This window comes from Paenibacillus sp. FSL H7-0942, assembly GCF_045040715.1.
GTDB lineage: Bacteria > Bacillota > Bacilli > Paenibacillales > Paenibacillaceae > Paenibacillus > Paenibacillus amylolyticus.
The window spans coordinates 1,726,926-1,744,125 of sequence record NZ_CP150279.1; the positions used below are offsets into that span (position 1 = coordinate 1,726,926).

Here is a 17,200-nt window from a genome sequence, read left to right on the forward strand (position 1 = left end):
TATCGTAAACGGAGGCTGAAATGAACTATAAATATAGGAACTCGGAACTGGATACAAGCTCGCTGCAGCCTAAAAGTGGTATTAGACCGGAACGGCCTGGCATCTCCGGATTAGGCGGATGGCTTATATTAATTCAGATTGGCCTGTGGGTCACACTGGTGCTTCTTTTTGCGGATATGTCGCAGGTAAATGTCATTATGGATCCGGTGAGATGGGAGGGTGTCCGTGGTGTTGATCCGGAACTTTATACTGAAGGGATACGCCCGCTCCTTTGGTTCGGGGTCATAAGCAGCGTCATTTTACTAATAATTGTTATCGTGAATCTCGTACTGCTGTATAAGAAAAAAAGGCAATTTCCGCGCATGATGATTATTCTGTACATTGCAAATGTATTGATTGGAATCGTGACATGGATCTTGATCGCACGAATTGAGATTCCGAGAGAGCAACATGTGCTCGATCCAACATCAGCATTTAATTTGACGATACGATCCATTCTGACATGTTGTATCTTTATCCCGTATTTTCTAAAGTCGGTACGTGTGAAAAATACGTTTGTGAAGTAAAAAGGATGGATTGGAAAAGTGATACGTAAGGCCCGCAGGTATACAAGATTTTATCCTGTATGCTAACGGGCCTTACGTGTGCTGAATATGTGAAAAGAACGATTATTTCGATGATGATTTTGCCCGAAGTGAGGCGGGAATTCGGCGTATCATCTGATTTAATACCTCGGATAACACAAGGCCTACGGCAATAGCGCCGGATAACATGAGTGCCTTGGCGGCCATCTCCATAGCGGCACTGTAGTCATTTTGCACAAAACTTCGCATCGCATTATACGCCAGTCCACCAGGAACCAGAGGGATGATGCCTGCGACGCTAAAGATGATAACGGGTGCGCGAAACATGCGAGAGAATACCTGGCTGATGACACCTACGGCTATGGTTGCTGCAAGTGTAGCAGGAACCGCATCCGCTGCATATTCAAGCACGATATAGATAATCCAGCCGATCATGCCGACAAATCCACCGTGGAGCAGCATGCGCCGTGGTGCGTTGAAGATGATCCCAAACGCGGCTGAAGCGACAAAACTGGTCAAGGCTTGTTCAATAAAATGGAGCATATCCTGCATTCCTCCGTCTTACATAAAAAGTGAAAATACAACTGCAATGCCGGTACCTATGGCAAAAGCAGTCAGAAATGCCTCGGCTCCCTTGGATAATCCGGAGACGAGATGTCCGGCCATCAGGTCGCGTACAGCATTGGTAATCAGCAGCCCCGGAACCAGCGGCATAACCGAACCAATGATGATTTTGTCCCGTTCATGACCTACTCCCATATAGATCAGGAGAAAAGCGAGTAAGCCAATGACAAAGGATGCCGTAAGCTCGGCAAAGAATTTGACCCGCACCAACCTGTGAAAGGCAATAACGGCTGCATAACCTATGCCCCCGCAGATTAACGCCGGAAGAAAGTCCCTCCAGCCCCCGCCAAACATAATGGTAAAACAACCACTGGATAACGCTGCGGCCGTAAGCTGCACAGCCGTTGAATAGGAGGAGGGCTTTCCTTCGATCTGTATCAACAGATCATGGGCTTCCTGAGCGGATAGCTCACCTTGTCCGATGCGACGGGAGACCGCATTCACCTCGGACACCTTGTCCAGATCCGTCGTACGCTCGGAGATACGAATGAGCTTGGCAGGTTCGGTTGCATCAACAGAGAAGAAGATGCCTGTCGGAACAACGTAACTGTGCGAATGGGGTAAGCCCAGCGCAGCTGCCATACGTTTCATCGTATCTTCCACACGGTAGGTTTCACCACCGCTTTGTAGCATGATTTTGCCTGCGAGCAGACAGATTGCAATCACGCGTGATTGTTCAGTAGGATTGCTGCCAATCATACCCGTCTCGGCTTGTGATACGGGTGATGAATCATGACGTATGTATTCCAACCGGATCAAGCTCCGTTTCATATGAGATATGGGGTGGTGCGACACCATTGTATCATATTTCACACGCTCGCAAGGAATCATACCGCACCATCGCCAAGACGATAAAAAAGCCTCGTTCCCAAGACTTGATGATCTCAGGAGCGAAGCTTCGTGGGACAGGTTCGGATATAGAAGTACAATACCACTACATCAACAGTGTGATAACCAACAATTCATACAGCACAAGCGGCAAAATGGTTGGTCCAAACAAAGCGCGCGGTTCAGGATATCCATGCATCGGGGTAACCTGGAGATACAAAATTCCCCGGTCTGCACTGATGATGACACCTTCCCACACTTGCCCATCGATATTCTGGACTTGTACCTTCTTGCCTACATGCTGCCGGGCTGTATGATGAAGCATATTCCGCACATTTTGCACGGATTGAAGCATCGGTTGATTGGCTTGATACACGACACGCGTGGATGGCGTGGATGTAGATTCAGACATGATGCACAACCCTTCCTCAAAATAAGTTCTTACTTCAAGGTATGCATCTGCCTATAAAAGGTGATTACACAAACGCCATCTCAAGGCTCCCACGTCCATTTTCATAAGCGACTTTGCCTAATGCTCCATTCACAAAGGTGAGCTGGGGTGGAACATGGCCGAGATCCACATCGTACAGTACAGGGACATCCAGATCCCCAAGTGCAGAGGATAGGGCATCGGTGAAATTAAAATCCGCTGTATCGGAATAACCCGCAGGTCGGCCAAACATGAAACCTTTCACACCTGCAAACCAGCCAGCCTGTTTCATCTGCCACAGATGACGGTAGATATCCCCCGCATTCATCTCACAGCTCTCCAGATACCAGATGGTTCCTTCGTCTGCACAGTACTGATCCAAATACGATTGGACGGGTGCAGACGGCGTACCAATCAGACTGGAGATCGTATCCATACAGCCACCGATCAGCCGACCGGAGAACGACACAGCGGTATCTGCATCTTCCGAGTGGCCGAGCTGTTTCCATTGCGAAGGTGTATCCAGGTTAAATCCAGGAGATTCCGGTTTCCATGCCGATTGATAATGTGTAGAAGACGATTGTGTGATCTGTCCGCCGTATTTGGTCTGTAACACATCAATCCAGCGCGCAGTCACGGGATCGAGGGCGTTTGATCTTAGATCAACATAATTGGTGCCATGTGCGGATGCTGTTCCAGTGATCAGGGTATATGCGAACAGGAACGTACTGATATCCGAATATCCCATGACCCATTTGGGCGGTAATGTTTTCAAAGCTTCCCAATCCAGCAGGGGGAGGATATCCATCAGAAATTCCCCGCCCCATGGAGGGATAATAGCTTGAATATTTGGATTGTGGAAAAATTCATTCATCTCTGCAGCGCGTTCCTCTTTGGAGGCACTCACACATTTGATGTTGTGGCGGAGCGATGGGCTTTCCAGCACGTCAAAACCAAGGCGCTCCATATTGCGTTTGCTCTCCTCAAGATAATGGTATAGGGATTCGCCTACACCGCTGGAGGGGGCTGCCACACCGATGGTATTTCCCGGAGCGAGTGGCTGCGGATAACGGATGGAACGTTGATTCATATCTAAACACACCTTCCCTATGAACATCATTGCTCGTAATAATGAATGTTTCCATTATATAGAATATTTGCGATAATCACAGCCTACTGGTAGAAAATTAAGGATTAACAGGGATGTCCAATGAGAAGGGAGACTTTACTTTCATCGGATAGGTGGAGATGTTCATTTTCACTTCCCCTTTTAATTTGGCTCCATTTTTGATAGTAGAAGAAACAATCGTATGACTGTCATCCGTTCCCTCTCCACTACTCCAACTGGAGCCAGGGACTTCATATGACTTCCCTGTACTGTCTGTAACTTTCCTGAAAGTTAGAACGAACCCACCGTCCATCCTGCCAGCAACGGAGAAGTCAATAATTAGATCTTTGCCTTCGACCTTGCTGCCTACCATCTTCAATCCAGGAGGTCCACCTGTAATCCGGTGTGACTTCAGATCAAGGGTAAGATCCAACTCATCTTTATCCAATCCGGAGAAGCCAGATCCCTGTAACGTCAGCTTTTTCGGTATGGAGAAGTACATGCTTTCGAAGTATATGGAACGTTCATCCTCACCGGTTGAGGTATCTGTTCTCCACGCGAGGCCTTGCTCATCAACCAGTTGAAGATCGCTGAGGCCAAATACCTTCTTGGTATTTTTGGGATCAAAATTCACATCAAGCACAAGACGTGTTGGATACATAGTAGCCTGTTTCACATCAATACGCTGTCCATCCACTGTTAACGTCTGATTCACAGGAATGACCTTTTTCATACCTTTGGTAAGATTCTTGTCTACCGGGAACGTTATTTTCCACTTTTCTGCACGCGTTGTATCTCTGGCCTTAAACACGACGCTCAGCTCTTCAGGAGGAGAGGTTCCATCCGTGAAGATCACGTCTATCATATTCTCATTCACATTCTCGTCTGGTGAAGGTGTTGGATAAGCGTGAGTAAACGCAACTGGAAGATCTTTACCGTTCTCATCGAGCAGATCAATATCATAGTTGAATTTCTCGGGATCTTTCATGCCTTTCATCGTGTAAAAAATAACCATACGTGACTCGTCTGTGATAATGCCATCAACGGTCAAGGAAGTACCATCATGCTCGTCGGTGACACCGATCTTCTGCAAGAGAGACTGATCGATCGCCATCATTAATCCTTTGTCCTGGCGAATCATACTCACAATGCCCTCCATTCCGGGCAATTGCTCCACAAAGGACGCAAAGGCGGGAGAGACGCGGATACAACCGGTAAACAACAGGATGAGGGCAGCTGCCGAGATGGAGCTCATATACCAGCGCAGCCGGGACTTTCGCTTACGGGCAGCCTGGCGGATTCCGGACTGCACAGCCTGATAGGCAGCATCCGGTACAGGCATGTTTTCGTACTCCGTCTTTCGAGCATTCAGACGTTCTTCCAATGTGTCGAATGAATTTTGTTCATTCGTCATGAGGATACATCTCCCTTCGTTTCAAGTTGATCACGGAGCTGTCCGAGCGCCCGATGTAATCGAGATTTTACGGTTCCGGTCGGGATTTCGAGAATATCGGCAACTTCAGTTAAGGAGAAACCTTCGAAATAACTCAGAATAATAATCTGTTTGCAATCCCGGTCAAGAGTGGATACGGCAGCAGCAAGATCGGGGTCCGCAGGACGATCCCAGCTGCTGGATTCATGAATCTCGGTGACGGGACTGAATCGACTTTTGCGTTTGCGTTCGTCCGCACAGTAGTTGAGCAGAATGCGGATGAGCCAAGTGCCGAAGTAGGATGGTTCTTTTAATTTTTTGAGTTTACGGAACGCCCTGAACGTTGATTCCTGAATCGCTTCGAGCGCATCACCTTCGTTATGCAGGTAGGCATAGGCGATACGGTACAGTTGGCTCTGATGTAATTCCATTAAGGCTGCAAAAGCCTCGGCATCCCCTTTTTGTGCGGCGATGGTGAGCTGAGTAGGGGTCACATGGCTCCTCCTTTCCTGGATATGTTGAGTATTAGACCGCGTAAGGCTCCAAACGGTTCTTATTTTCTAAAAAAATATAATGTATCGGGATTTCTATAGAAGTTGAACGAAGTATTTACATGAGAACGTAGAGGACAGAAATAACGTGAAGAAGCGGAGCTAAAAGCTTTCTGAAAGAAAGCTCCTTCGGAAGCATACACTTCGCCTTTATCGCCAGATTTTCACCTTTGTAAAAGTGAATTAAAAAATCTGGGGATAACAGCGATCGGAAGGTTGTTCTGTCATCGGAGTGGCAAGTGTAAATATTCTTAGCTCAACTTATATAGCCTCTCACCGATAGAGGTATGTAATCGGACAACAAATAACCGTCAGACCTTCTCTTTGTACTCCAAAAAGAGTCCTGACGGTTATTCGCGTATTACTCACGTTATCTAATCATTATTGCTGATGCGCTGTAACTGCTGCTCGCAGACATGAAGCTGTAGACGTGTTACCACGTTCAAGTGAAATCTCCAGTGGGGTCTGGCCTGCTGAGTTCAGCGCGTTTGGATCAGCTCCATGCTGAAGTAACATCTCGATAAGTTCGATCTGATCCGTATGAAATGCAGCGGAGTGCAACGCATATTGTCCATCGCTGTCCAGAATATTCGTGGATGCCCCATGTTCGAGTAAAAGTTGGATAACTTCTGGTGAGCGTTCTCCGGCAAGTGTGGCATGCAGTGCAGTATTGGACGGGATAAAGGAAATCTTGGAATGAGAAAGGGTGTTAACATCTGCTCCATGCTCCAGAAGAAGACGAACTACTTCTGCTTGTCCATAATGAGAGGCATATCCCAGCGAAGTTAACCCATCCTGATTTTCAGTATTGGTGAGTTCCGGGTGAGAATTGAGCAATAATTGCAGGTTGTCCACATCTCCCGCCTGTGCAGCCTGAAATAATTGATTAATCTGTTCTGCATGATTCATAAAGGAATACCTCCATCTGATGAGATATTAGAATTTACAGGGATTCATTATACAGCTTCTTCACAGCTTCCAGCCCAGGTACCGCAAAGCAAGCGAGTGGAGAGGGCAGATCATTCAATGGGAACCAACCGATCTCACCGATTGCTCCGCCTTCTTCCAGATTACGAGCATGACCGCCAATCACTTTGGTGGAATAGAGCACGGATATCCAATGTTCCTTCTGTTGTGGCTGGATCGTCTCCGCCGTGCAGAGCAGACTGTCGATGGCGATATCCAGATTCACTTCCTCCTTGATTTCACGGATGACGGCAGTTTCGAGTGATTCGTAGGGATCGACTTTCCCGCCGGGAATACTCCAGGTGTGCTGCTCGGGCTGACGATTCCGCCAGGCGAGAAGCACTTCACCCCGTTCATTCAGGATGATCGCACCTACGCCGATGCGAGGTGAAATTTCAGATTCACCTTCCGGAACAGAACTTAATTCCGACAGAGACAGCGTAGCTTGTTCGTTCCCATTAGGTTGTGAAAAACCACCCGCTACCATATCCCCAGATTCAGGAGTACGAGTAGACTGGAATGACAAGGGAAGCCCAGCCTGTGCGGACCATTCTTCAGCAAGAATACTCATTGAGATCAGGTCATAATGCATGCCATCCCGCAAAACTGCTGAACGCTGGCGACCCTCTTCCCGGAATCCGGCTTTTAGGTACGCACGTCTCGCGGCTTCATTGTATTCAATGACTTCCAGCGCAATCCGGTTCAGGTTCAATTCGTGGAAGCCATATCGAAGAATCAGAGCCAGAGCGTCGCTTCCGTAACCTTTACCTCGATCATTTTCTTCGCCGATGCCAATGGCCAGACGAGCGGAGCGATTGTTCCATTCAATTCGGTATAGGGCTGTGAATCCAATGAATCGGTTACCCTCCAGTGTACGCAATGCAAATTCAAATCCGTTGTCGCGGCGGACAGACGAAGAACCCGTTTCATCCGGCGTTAAAGGGATCGCGATATCAGTATCCATGTTGCGCAAATATTCATAATCGTCTGTGAAGCGGGAGAGACGCATGCAATCTTCCGGGCATGGGGCCGCTAATCTGACTTTGGAACCTTGAAAACCATTTAAATGACGTGGAGACATGTTGCACCTCTTTTATTCGATATGAAATCAATCGTTTCTCCCCATTATACTACGAACAGGAGAGGATACCGAAAAATGGCACCAAACGAGCTACACTCAGGGAAAAATAACAAAAAAAAGCAGCCGTTTCGGGCTGCTTGTACATTCATTATTTCAGATCATTCAATAAATTCTTCATTTTTTTGTAATGTCCACTGACCCGATCAACCATGTAGTTATACATGAGCTGATTCTCCGAAAGATTCGCCATTTCCTTGTCAATGTCAACGTTATTGTTGTTATTGTTCATGGCTGTTTCGTTGTTCTCGACAATTCGGTACTGTACGATCGAAGAATTGGGATCACTGATAGGAAAGTGTTTGTCATGAGTCCGCTTCATGGCGAGCTGATCTGTTTTGCCATTTTCAACGATACGTCTCAACTCTTCCTGAAACTCTACCGTTTTCTTTTTGTAGTTGGGCGTGTCTGCATTGGCTATGTTGTTGGTAATGGCATTGTGCTGTGCAGTAAGCGCTTGTAACAGTGATTCGTTACGTCTTGTCGTATTCGTTTCGATCACGGGCTCAGTCTCCTTCACTGTAGATTGTACAGTTACTTCTATAATAAGAAATTAAGTTGCACACTGTCAACATAACAAAGAAAAAGACAAGCACATGCCGGAGGTTCCTCGATAAGAAGAACCCTGCCTTCATGAAATCTTGTCTTAGATTTTGCCCTCATGGATCAGCGTTGAACAACCTCTTTAAGAGGGACGATTAATATTTTTGCCGTAATAGATCTCGTCCATCTCCAGCTTCAGCCATTCTGTAATCTCCTGTTGTTCCTTCTTGCTGAGCTTATCCTTGGTGTACCCAAACAGATAATTGTCGAGATCGAATTCCCTCAGTTTACATTTGGTATGAAAAATGTTCTCCTGATAGACGTTCACGTCAATCATGTCAAAGCTGCTCTTGATCTCATCCGGAATATAATTCTGAATCGAGCCGATCTCATGGTCAATGAACAGCTTGCGCCCGCTCGTATCCCGCGTAAAACCACGCACCCGGTAATCCATCGTCATAATGTCCGTATCAAAGGAGTGGATCAGATAATTCAGTGCCTTAAGCGGTGAAATCTCACCACAGGTGGAGACATCAATGTCCGCACGGAAAGTACTGATACCTTCACTAGGATGAAATTCAGGGTAGGTGTGCACAGTGATATGGCTTTTATCCAGCTGCATGACAACGTTATCGGGCAGAGGGCCGGGAGATTCATCGAGTGATTCTTCGGGGATCTCCACAATCGGACCCTCCGAGACAAGCATCGTAACACTCGCACCTTGAGGCACGTAATCCTGCTGGGCAACATTAAGAACATGAGCCCCGATGATATCAGAGACGTTGTTCAGAATTTTGCTCAGCCGGGCGGCGTTATACTGTTCATCAATATATTCAATGTAAGCTTCGCGTTCGTCTTTGGTTTTGGTATAACAGATATCGTACATATTAAAGCTGAGCGACTTGGTCAGGTTGTTAAATCCATGCAGTTGAATGCGCTGCTCTGGCGTAATTGTCATGGTTGCAGTTCCCCTTATCCCATACGACATATCATCGCAGTTATAATACTACTTATACCCAACCTGCCTCGAAAAAAAACATATGTACGTCATTCAAAATACGATTTTCCTCTGATCACAGCTATGCATGAAAGGACTTCAGATAATCTGCATTTTTTCAGAATGAAGAATCGTCGAAGTCCGCAATATCGTTCATGCGCTCATCCTCAGCTACAGATTGAATATCCTCTGAAGTGACACTGATGATTGTATAGTCCTCGTTCTGCTGTTTCTTCACGGCTTTTTCCTTCACAAAACGGGGACTGCCTTCACCGGCATCTTCGTCATAGACGAGTAGAAGACCGTCACTTTTACGTAGCAACAGGTCATCCCGTGCAGTGAACTGCCACGGCCCGATATAAGGTTGATTGCTAATCGCACCGTAATAGTCCACACCCGAGAGGATGGAACGGTAATACTCCTGCTTGTCTTCTTTCCATTGCTCCTCCGGGTTCTGAAAGGCAGTGATGATCGACAGCTTCAGATGTGGATACGTCTTTTTTAGATCAATCACCACTTCGCAGGCCCACAGGTCCACACCGTATTGTCCCGGCGTCAGCACCCATTCCAGACCATCCTCGACAAGGGGTGTGAGACGGGAGGAGATGGCTTTTTTGATAAAAGGAATACCTTCATGTTTCTGTCCAAAAATCTGCAATTCATGTGCCCGGTAACCGGTGATTAACAGGTTTTTCAGTGTCCGTTCCTCCTTTCAGGCATGATCAATCGATCAGTGAATTTTCTATATATGCACACATTAGAGGTGCAGTTATTTCGCGGGTGGAGTTTCTGCACGGAACGGATACAAGAATGGCTTTGGAATATCCGTTTCGAATGACATTAACTCATCCGTTGTGGGATGGATAAACGAGAGTATACGTGCATGAAGTCCAAGACGGCCAAGGTCTCTTGTGCGTGCACCATATTTTCTGTCACCGGCAATCGGATGTCCGAGATCTTCCATATGCACACGAATCTGATTTTTACGCCCTGTCTCCAGACGCACTTCCAGCAAGGAGAACTCACGGTTCGATTTCAGACGTTTGTAATGTGTAATGGCATGTTGTCCATCATTCGGACGAGAGCTGGAGTACATTTTCAGCGTTTTGGTTTCCTTCAACCAGGAAGAGATGGTGCCTTCTTCTTTGGCTACCGAACCTTCAACAAGGGCAACGTAGACGCGGTCCTGCACATTTTCCTTCCAGTTGTTTTGCAGCTTCTGCTGTACCTCTTCACTTTTGGCAAACATCATCACACCCGATGTATCCCGATCCAGACGATGGACAACAAAGATCCGGTTGAGCGGATTGGTGCGGCGTACATGCTCTGTCAGTTGGCGATAAGCCGTCAGGTCATCTGTCTTGTCAGCGGCAATGGACAATAGTCCGGCTTCCTTGCGGATCACAATGATATCATCGTCTTCATGCAAAATGTTAATTCCCGTCAAGGATGGAGCAGCGACTGCACCTTCTTTTCGGATGTAGACAATCTGACCTGGCGTCAGCGCTTCATTAAACTTGGTCACGACCTTCTGATCCACGGATACCTGTCCACGACCCAGAATGGACTTCACTGCGTTCCGTCCTGATTTCAAATGCTGCAACAGGAAGTTCAACAGTTCATCCGGTTCAGTTACTTTGTACTGGCGTGGTGGTTCCTGCTTGCGATAGTAGGAATTGCCTGGTCGTTTGGATGCGCTGGCATTTTTGGGTTTGTTGCCTCCAGGTTTCTTGGGTGCACCCGATGATTTCGCGGTTATTGGCTTCTTATTCTCCTCTGTATTGCGTGATGCGGAAGCACCTGATGTTTTGGCAGATGAGAAGTTGGACTTGCCGGAACGTGCTGAAGATGAACCTGTATAAGATTTCCCCTTGGCCGAGGCCGATGTCTTGCTGGTTGGACGTTTGCGTTTATTCATGAATAATAATCTCCTTCTGAACAGCCTGTACCGCTTGTGTGCATACGATCCGTTCATTTTCGTTATGCAGTTCAATATACCATTAACAGTCGACAAATAAAAATAGGTTCATACAATCTGCTATACATCCAATCATAAGAGTAGTGAGATTCATAGGATAGGGTATCCCATAGCATTGGAGGTGTTACTCATGGGCGTGTTTCTCGATATGAGAACTTCGATGAACTCGGCAACCGTAGGACAGCCCGGTTTGTCACTGTCAGATTCCCCGACAGCTTTTGGCACCATTGGTCTACAGACGCAGGGTGTGGTGAATCCCATTATTACGTTGAACGGGACAGTAGGTGTTACGGGGGAACTGGGAGATACCTTTGTTGTGGAGCTTGTGCGAGGTTTTTTATATGATCCTTTCTATATCATCTACCGTGCTGAAGGTACGATTGGACAGAACGGAGGTGCCGAATTCCATTCGTTCACAGCTCAGGATCTGTCTGCACCACCAGCATTGGAAAGTGTGTATACTTCGTTCATCTCGGGGGTGTCCACAGCAGTAAGAACCGGGCCGGAGATGTTATACGGTATTGCAGCCACCGGTTAGTAGTGAAAGGCGAAATATAACAGGCAGAGTGCTTCGTCATCACTTCTGTTGACGGCAGAGTTCGCTTCATACCCCAGAGACGCAAGACAATGCAGCGATAGGTTTCGACTAGCGCTCAGCAAGAACCCCCCGGCTTAAGAAGTCGGGGGTTTTTGCCGTACAAGCATCTGCACGTTTCAATACAAATCACGAATCTAAAGTTTGAAACTGTCCATGATCAGTTGGCACGGCCTTTCAGAATGATGTTGTTGGCTTTGCCAAAGTCGATAGCAACTTTGCCTGCGAGTGCAGCTGTTCGCTCCGCAAGGATAACCGCATTGACGCCACAGGAGAAGAGAGCGACATCGAAGGTATGTTGATTATTCTGAATCCAGTGCAGCGTTGCATCCATTTGATCATAGCTGTCAAAGGGCAGGGCAGTCACAATGTTCAGATTATACGGATCACGTTCGAGCATGACACGCAGTGCCTCAATCTCACGAGTAACGAGTAACACACGCTTGCCTGCAAGCATCTGCCAGAAACGCGGGTTCTGCGCCAGTTCCCGATTAACACAGGCATGACAAGTCATCGGAGGAGAGATGCCAAAGTGTGCAAATACCATGTCGGTCAGGGGTCTTTTGAGATAATCGGGAGCATTAATGGTGCTGTCACCACGAGGAAGAATGCCCACGATATCGGCACGTTGCAAGGAAGCGGCGACTTCATCCCGTAGTTTCGGGTTGGGAAGACGAAGTCCCTTTTGCCCTAGGTTGGCTTTCTTGGCCCAACGCTCCTGAAGGACCTGTTCCGTGGGCCATACGGTTTCTTGAGACATGACGATATTCTCGCCATCACCGACTCTTACAAGAGACAGCGGTCGGTGTTCCCGAAGTGCCGCTTCGAGCTGATCAAGCACACCTTCCATTTCAAGATAGATCGAATTCATGTGATGGGTTGCCTCCTTTGAAAATTGAACTGTTCTATTCTATGTTGCGACTACCGTAACGATATGTACGTTCGACCCAAAGGGCGCCATCCTTGGTTGAATATCAATCTATTTATATGAAAGTTAGTACATCTGTCGGTACCGCTTCTATCAACGTTTCATACGATATAGAGTGCTGGATTCACAAGCGAGATATCGCTTGTAAGCGATCAGATAGATAGAAGATGATTTTCATAGGAAGACGGCATCAAAACTATGAAAACAGTCTGTATCCGACAAACGGAACTTGCAGCGTTCATGAGGAGGAATGTTATGTCCAGGAAAGTTGTGATTGAGATTAACTTCAACAATTATGGGATGGACCCGCAGCGATTAACGCGGGAATGGCTGGAGCGTCGGATGAGCATCTTCCGCACGTTCACATTGCATTGCCTGAAGGCGCAGACGAATCAGGATTTCCTCACAGTGGTGAAGTTGTCCAAGGAATCCGGGGAATTAATGCAGGAGATTCTGGCGGGTCAGGAGCCGCTTCCTTCCAATATTCGTTTTGGAACCAATATGGAGAGTGTACGTGCTATTTTGGCGTTTGCCAATGGTTCGGAGCAACTCTATATTGCCCGTCTGGATTCGGATGATTTATACCATAAAACCTTTGTTCAACAGCTCTACGATATTCAACCACAGCAACAGACGATGGCATTGATTAACCAGAACGGATATCTGTGGGACAGTGTGAATAACGAGATGGCCCCAGCGTTTCACCGTTCTCCACAGTTCTATGTCTACTTATATAAGACAGCCGAATACGCAGCAGGATACCGGGTCAAGCTTCCGGGCAGAGGTACACATGGCAATGTCATTGAACTTCCGCATGAGCTGCTTGCTCCGCGCAATTATGTCAACATCGTGCATTCGAGCAATACTTCAACCAAAAAGGTACCGCCCAAAGACCGGTTAAGCCGGGATGAGATGGCACAGGTACTACGCGAATTCATGATCTGATCAGGGAGGGACTCATCCATGATTCAAGGACAAACGATTCTGATCACTGGAGGCACGGGCTCCTGGGGTCAAAAGCTGACTGAGGTACTGCTGGAGCAGGACCCGGCTGAGATTCGCCTTCTGTCACGTAATGAATACGCCCAGATTGCGATGCAGCGAGAGTTCAACCATGATCCGCGTCTGCGATTCATCATTGGGGATATCCGCGATTATCGGGCAGTGGAAGATGCATGCAGAGGTGTGGATGTGCTCTTCCATTTGGCTGCGCTGAAGCATGTTCCGGTCTGCGAGGACCAGCCTGATGAAGCGTTCAAGACCAATGTGATCGGTACCCAGAATATTATTCGGGCTGCGATACGTATGCAGGTTGCCAAAGTCATCGATGTGTCCACCGATAAGGCGGTAGATCCGATTAACGTATATGGCATGACAAAGGCTTTGGGTGAAAAAATGATGATCCGTGCCAACTGGCTAAGTGAAGGTACCCGGTTTGTCTGCATCCGCGGGGGCAATGTGCTTGGAACCAGCGGCAGTGTCGTGCCCTTGTTCCGTCGTCAGATCAATGAAGGCAAAAGCCCGACGATTACGGACAAAGGCATGACCCGTTTTTTCCTGACGCGTACCGAAGCTATACATTTACTTCTTAAGGCGGCTGAGGCGGCTGTGGGCGGAGAGACTTTTGTGATGAAAATGAAAGCTTGCAAGATGACGGAACTTGCATCCGTCATGTTGGAACAGGCAGGTCGTCCATCCTTCGATTATAAGGTGACGGGAATACGTCCAGGCGAGAAATTGCATGAAGTGTTGATCTCGCCCTTTGAAGCGCCGCGTACGTACCAATACGATGCACAGTATTATGTCATCCTGCCGGAGCACAAGGACAAGAGCCTGACGGATCAGTACAGCAGTCTGCCACGTGTGAACTTCTCCGAGTATCGCTCGGACAGTGCCATGATGAACAAACCAGCGATTGCCCGGTTTTTGCGTGCAGGTGGCTATATCGATTAGGGTGTGTCTCAAAACTCGTTCGGAGTTTTCAGACACACCCACCGAGGGGAGGCGGAGCGTTTGGAGGTGGAAGGAATGGAAGAAAATCATCAACACAACCAGCACGAAGGTAATGAAGAGTTACAGCAACGTACCCTAATACAACATATTAATGACCGCTCCCTAAAAGCTGTTGTCATTGGTCTCGGTTATGTTGGTTTACCCATGGCTGTAGAGATGGCACAGGCAGGTTATCAAGTCCACGGGATTGACATCGATACTTCCAAGGTAGCCAAGCTGAACGCCGGGAATTCGTATGTCATAGGTATAGAAGATGATGTTGTGCAGTCGCTTATGCAGGCTGGATTATTCACGGCAAGCACCGATTATGCAGCGGTGGCACAGGCCAATGTCATTGTAATCTGTGTGCCCACTCCGCTGACTGCCGAGCATCAACCGGATATCTCGTATATTTCGGCGGCGGTGGATGGCATGAGTCCTTATTTGCAGGAGGGCAGCCTGGTTATATTGGAAAGCACGACCTATCCGGGCACAACGGAGGAACGTGTGAAACAACCGATTGAAGCGGCAAACGGCTGGCGAGCTGGAGAACAGTTCTACGTCTGTTATTCTCCAGAGCGGGTAGATCCGGGCAGTGTGCATTATGGTGTGAAAAATACCCCGAAGATTATTGGTGGCTCCACACCCGCTTGTCTGAATTATGGTAAACAGTTCTACGGCTCGTTCCTCAACGAAGTTGTTCCGGTTAGTTCAACAACGGTAGCGGAGACGGCAAAGCTGTTCGAAAATACATTTCGCAGTGTCAACATTGCACTCGTGAATGAGCTGACTCCGGCCTGTGAACAGATGGGTGTAAACATCTGGGAGGTGCTGAATGCGGCGGCGACCAAGCCGTTTGGTTATATGCCATTCTATCCCGGTCCCGGCATCGGCGGGCACTGTATCCCAATCGATCCGATCTATCTGTCCTGGGCTGCGAACCGTCAGGGATCGGAGCTGCAATTCATCCAGCTGGCGGATGCAACCAATCGGCAAATGCCAGAGAGAGTGGTGAAACGTGCCGCGGAGCTGCTGGAGCAGAATGGTGTATCTGTGCGAGGAGCACGTGTTGTACTCGCGGGTATGGCTTATAAAAAAGACATTGACGACCTGCGTGAATCGCCAGCGCTGGACGTTTATCGGCTGCTAAGCGCAGCGGGTGCAGATGTAGTTTTCACCGATCCAATGGTGCCTGTCTTCCGTAAGGATGACGGTACAGTGTTGCACTCTTGTCCAGCGGTGCCGGAATTGTGGACAGGAGCTGATCTGGTGATCATCACCACGGATCATTCGGCATTCGATTATCAGGAGATGGCAGACCATGCAAAGCTGATCTTCGATACACGCAATGCAACGGCCGGATGCCACGGGGGGAATATTGTGGTGCTGGGTCAGCCGGTTCACCGAGTGAAAACGGGAGAAACCTATGGCGAATCATGATCGAGTGAGTGAACGCTACTACGGCGAGATTAATTCGGAAGATTCTCATGAAGCGACGAGAACGCGTATCCACTGGATGTGCCGTGAGGCGACAGGCAGACGCATTCTGGATGTCGGGTGCAGTCAGGGCATTACATCCATTCTGCTGGCACGTGAAGGATTTCGTGTGACAGGGATTGATCTGGAAGAAGAAAGTGTTCGATATGCGCAAGCTGAGCTTGCCAAAGAGTCTCGGCCAGTTAGGAACAATGTGGATTTTAGAATGCTGGATATTACGCAATGGAAAGTAAGGACTACCTTTGATACTGTGCTGCTTGGAGAAGTGCTGGAGCATTTTGCTCATCCGGAGACGTTGTTGATCCAGATTCATCGGCTGTTGCAAGAAGATGGGACGTTGGTTGTGACTGTGCCGTATGGGCATCACCCGTTCTATGACCACAAGCAGACCTTCTATGCGGGAAGTCTGGCGATGACCCTAATGCCGTATTTTGAAGTCTTGAAACTCGAAGTTCATCATAAATATCTATGTTGCGTGGCCCGCAAACGGCGGAGTTCACAACTGCATATGTCGCCGACTTTGGACCAACTGCTGGAGTGGATGGAGCTGGATCATGTCCATTTTGCCGAGGTGGAACATCAGCACCTCCGCGTAATGAAGCAGCGCAAGAAGGCACTGGACAGTGCGGTGGAGCAGGTGAAACGCCTTCGCCGTCAGGAGAGTGGGGAAGGGTAGCAACAGCGGCAAGGGCAGGGGTATTCTAACGAATCTCACACGTCTTATTTTGATGAATTAGACGAGATGAGAAATGTAACGAATCTCAGCGGCGCTATTTCATCTGAAAGCTGCGATAAACGACGAATGGATGCCTATAATGCGAGAATAGCGGGTCTCAGATTCGTTACATTTACCAGGTGGCTGAAATACACCAAATAGCGTCACCTCAGTTCGTTAGCCACAGTGAAGATGAAATGAATTCCGTGATCAATACCAATACCAAATAAATTGGATTAAACATTTACACGAAACGGAGAAGACAAAAAGAATATCAAGAAGCTGAGCTAAAAG

The 17,200-nt window shown here is 47.9% G+C and carries 19 protein-coding genes and 1 pseudogene; 6 read left to right on the forward strand and 14 right to left on the reverse strand.

Annotation, left to right across the window (positions count from 1 at the left end):
- Window positions 1–20: 20 nt before the first annotated feature.
- Complete coding sequence (locus tag MHI48_RS07690) at window positions 21–566, forward strand: DUF2569 domain-containing protein (RefSeq protein WP_076327231.1); 546 nt, start codon at window positions 21–23, stop codon at window positions 564–566.
- A 102-nt stretch (window positions 567–668) separates the two neighbouring features.
- Here the strand turns inward: MHI48_RS07690 and MHI48_RS07695 are convergent, their stop codons facing one another.
- From MHI48_RS07695 to MHI48_RS07755, 13 genes and pseudogenes are all read right to left on the reverse strand, one after another.
- Window positions 669–1,127, reverse strand: coding sequence for a threonine/serine exporter family protein (locus MHI48_RS07695; protein ID WP_036610676.1), 459 nt, complete (start codon window positions 1,125–1,127; stop codon window positions 669–671).
- A gap of 18 nt (window positions 1,128–1,145) precedes the next feature.
- On the reverse strand, window positions 1,146–1,907 hold the full coding sequence (locus tag MHI48_RS07700) for a threonine/serine exporter family protein (protein WP_076327410.1): 762 nt from the start codon (window positions 1,905–1,907) through the stop codon (window positions 1,146–1,148).
- 235 nt (window positions 1,908–2,142) lie between these two features.
- On the reverse strand, window positions 2,143–2,448 hold the full coding sequence (locus tag MHI48_RS07705) for a hypothetical protein (protein WP_076327230.1): 306 nt from the start codon (window positions 2,446–2,448) through the stop codon (window positions 2,143–2,145).
- A gap of 64 nt (window positions 2,449–2,512) precedes the next feature.
- Window positions 2,513–3,556 (reverse strand): S66 peptidase family protein, encoded by a 1,044-nt coding sequence (locus tag MHI48_RS07710; protein WP_076327229.1) that lies wholly within the window; start codon window positions 3,554–3,556, stop codon window positions 2,513–2,515.
- A 97-nt stretch (window positions 3,557–3,653) separates the two neighbouring features.
- Window positions 3,654–4,988, reverse strand: coding sequence for a DUF4179 domain-containing protein (locus MHI48_RS07715; RefSeq protein WP_076327228.1), 1,335 nt, complete (start codon window positions 4,986–4,988; stop codon window positions 3,654–3,656).
- Window positions 4,985–5,500, reverse strand: a complete 516-nt coding sequence (locus MHI48_RS07720) for a sigma-70 family RNA polymerase sigma factor (protein WP_076327227.1) — start codon at window positions 5,498–5,500, stop codon at window positions 4,985–4,987. Before MHI48_RS07720 ends, MHI48_RS07715 begins: the two co-directional genes overlap by 4 nt.
- A gap of 438 nt (window positions 5,501–5,938) precedes the next feature.
- Window positions 5,939–6,466, reverse strand: a complete 528-nt coding sequence (locus MHI48_RS07725) for an ankyrin repeat domain-containing protein (protein ID WP_076327226.1) — start codon at window positions 6,464–6,466, stop codon at window positions 5,939–5,941.
- A gap of 34 nt (window positions 6,467–6,500) precedes the next feature.
- On the reverse strand, window positions 6,501–6,905 hold the full coding sequence (locus MHI48_RS07730) for an NUDIX domain-containing protein (protein WP_245838015.1): 405 nt from the start codon (window positions 6,903–6,905) through the stop codon (window positions 6,501–6,503).
- Between the two features lie 210 nt (window positions 6,906–7,115).
- Window positions 7,116–7,604, reverse strand: a pseudogene (locus MHI48_RS07735) (GNAT family N-acetyltransferase); the annotation flags it as partial.
- Between the two features lie 148 nt (window positions 7,605–7,752).
- Window positions 7,753–8,163 (reverse strand): flagellar basal body rod protein FlgB, encoded by a 411-nt coding sequence (gene flgB, locus MHI48_RS07740; RefSeq protein WP_036610664.1) that lies wholly within the window; start codon window positions 8,161–8,163, stop codon window positions 7,753–7,755.
- A 183-nt stretch (window positions 8,164–8,346) separates the two neighbouring features.
- Window positions 8,347–9,162, reverse strand: a complete 816-nt coding sequence (gene speD / locus MHI48_RS07745) for an adenosylmethionine decarboxylase (protein WP_036610662.1) — start codon at window positions 9,160–9,162, stop codon at window positions 8,347–8,349.
- A 157-nt stretch (window positions 9,163–9,319) separates the two neighbouring features.
- Window positions 9,320–9,898 (reverse strand): DUF1273 domain-containing protein, encoded by a 579-nt coding sequence (locus MHI48_RS07750; protein ID WP_026081201.1) that lies wholly within the window; start codon window positions 9,896–9,898, stop codon window positions 9,320–9,322.
- A gap of 72 nt (window positions 9,899–9,970) precedes the next feature.
- On the reverse strand, window positions 9,971–11,119 hold the full coding sequence (locus MHI48_RS07755) for an RluA family pseudouridine synthase (protein ID WP_143781381.1): 1,149 nt from the start codon (window positions 11,117–11,119) through the stop codon (window positions 9,971–9,973).
- Between the two features lie 190 nt (window positions 11,120–11,309).
- Here MHI48_RS07755 and MHI48_RS07760 point away from each other — a divergent pair, with 190 nt between their 5' ends.
- On the forward strand, window positions 11,310–11,717 hold the full coding sequence (locus MHI48_RS07760; protein WP_076327225.1) for a hypothetical protein: 408 nt from the start codon (window positions 11,310–11,312) through the stop codon (window positions 11,715–11,717).
- 217 nt (window positions 11,718–11,934) lie between these two features.
- Here MHI48_RS07760 and MHI48_RS07765 read toward each other — a convergent pair whose 3' ends face one another.
- Window positions 11,935–12,645 (reverse strand): GT-D fold domain-containing glycosyltransferase, encoded by a 711-nt coding sequence (locus tag MHI48_RS07765; RefSeq protein WP_076327224.1) that lies wholly within the window; start codon window positions 12,643–12,645, stop codon window positions 11,935–11,937.
- A 312-nt stretch (window positions 12,646–12,957) separates the two neighbouring features.
- Between MHI48_RS07765 and MHI48_RS07770 the strand changes: the two genes are divergently transcribed.
- The 4 genes from MHI48_RS07770 to MHI48_RS07785 all read left to right on the forward strand — a co-directional run bounded on the left by MHI48_RS07770 (window position 12,958) and on the right by MHI48_RS07785 (window position 16,867).
- Window positions 12,958–13,647 (forward strand): glycosyltransferase, encoded by a 690-nt coding sequence (locus MHI48_RS07770; RefSeq protein WP_076327223.1) that lies wholly within the window; start codon window positions 12,958–12,960, stop codon window positions 13,645–13,647.
- Between the two features lie 18 nt (window positions 13,648–13,665).
- Entirely contained in the window at window positions 13,666–14,655 is a 990-nt protein-coding gene (locus tag MHI48_RS07775) for an SDR family NAD(P)-dependent oxidoreductase (protein WP_076327222.1), read from the forward strand.
- Between the two features lie 75 nt (window positions 14,656–14,730).
- The gene (locus MHI48_RS07780) at window positions 14,731–16,134 is read left to right on the forward strand and encodes a nucleotide sugar dehydrogenase (RefSeq protein WP_076327407.1); all 1,404 of its coding nucleotides are present in this window, start codon (window positions 14,731–14,733) and stop codon (window positions 16,132–16,134) included.
- Window positions 16,121–16,867, forward strand: coding sequence for a bifunctional 2-polyprenyl-6-hydroxyphenol methylase/3-demethylubiquinol 3-O-methyltransferase UbiG (locus MHI48_RS07785; protein WP_076327221.1), 747 nt, complete (start codon window positions 16,121–16,123; stop codon window positions 16,865–16,867). Before MHI48_RS07780 ends, MHI48_RS07785 begins: the two co-directional genes overlap by 14 nt.
- Window positions 16,868–17,200 lie beyond the last annotated feature (333 nt).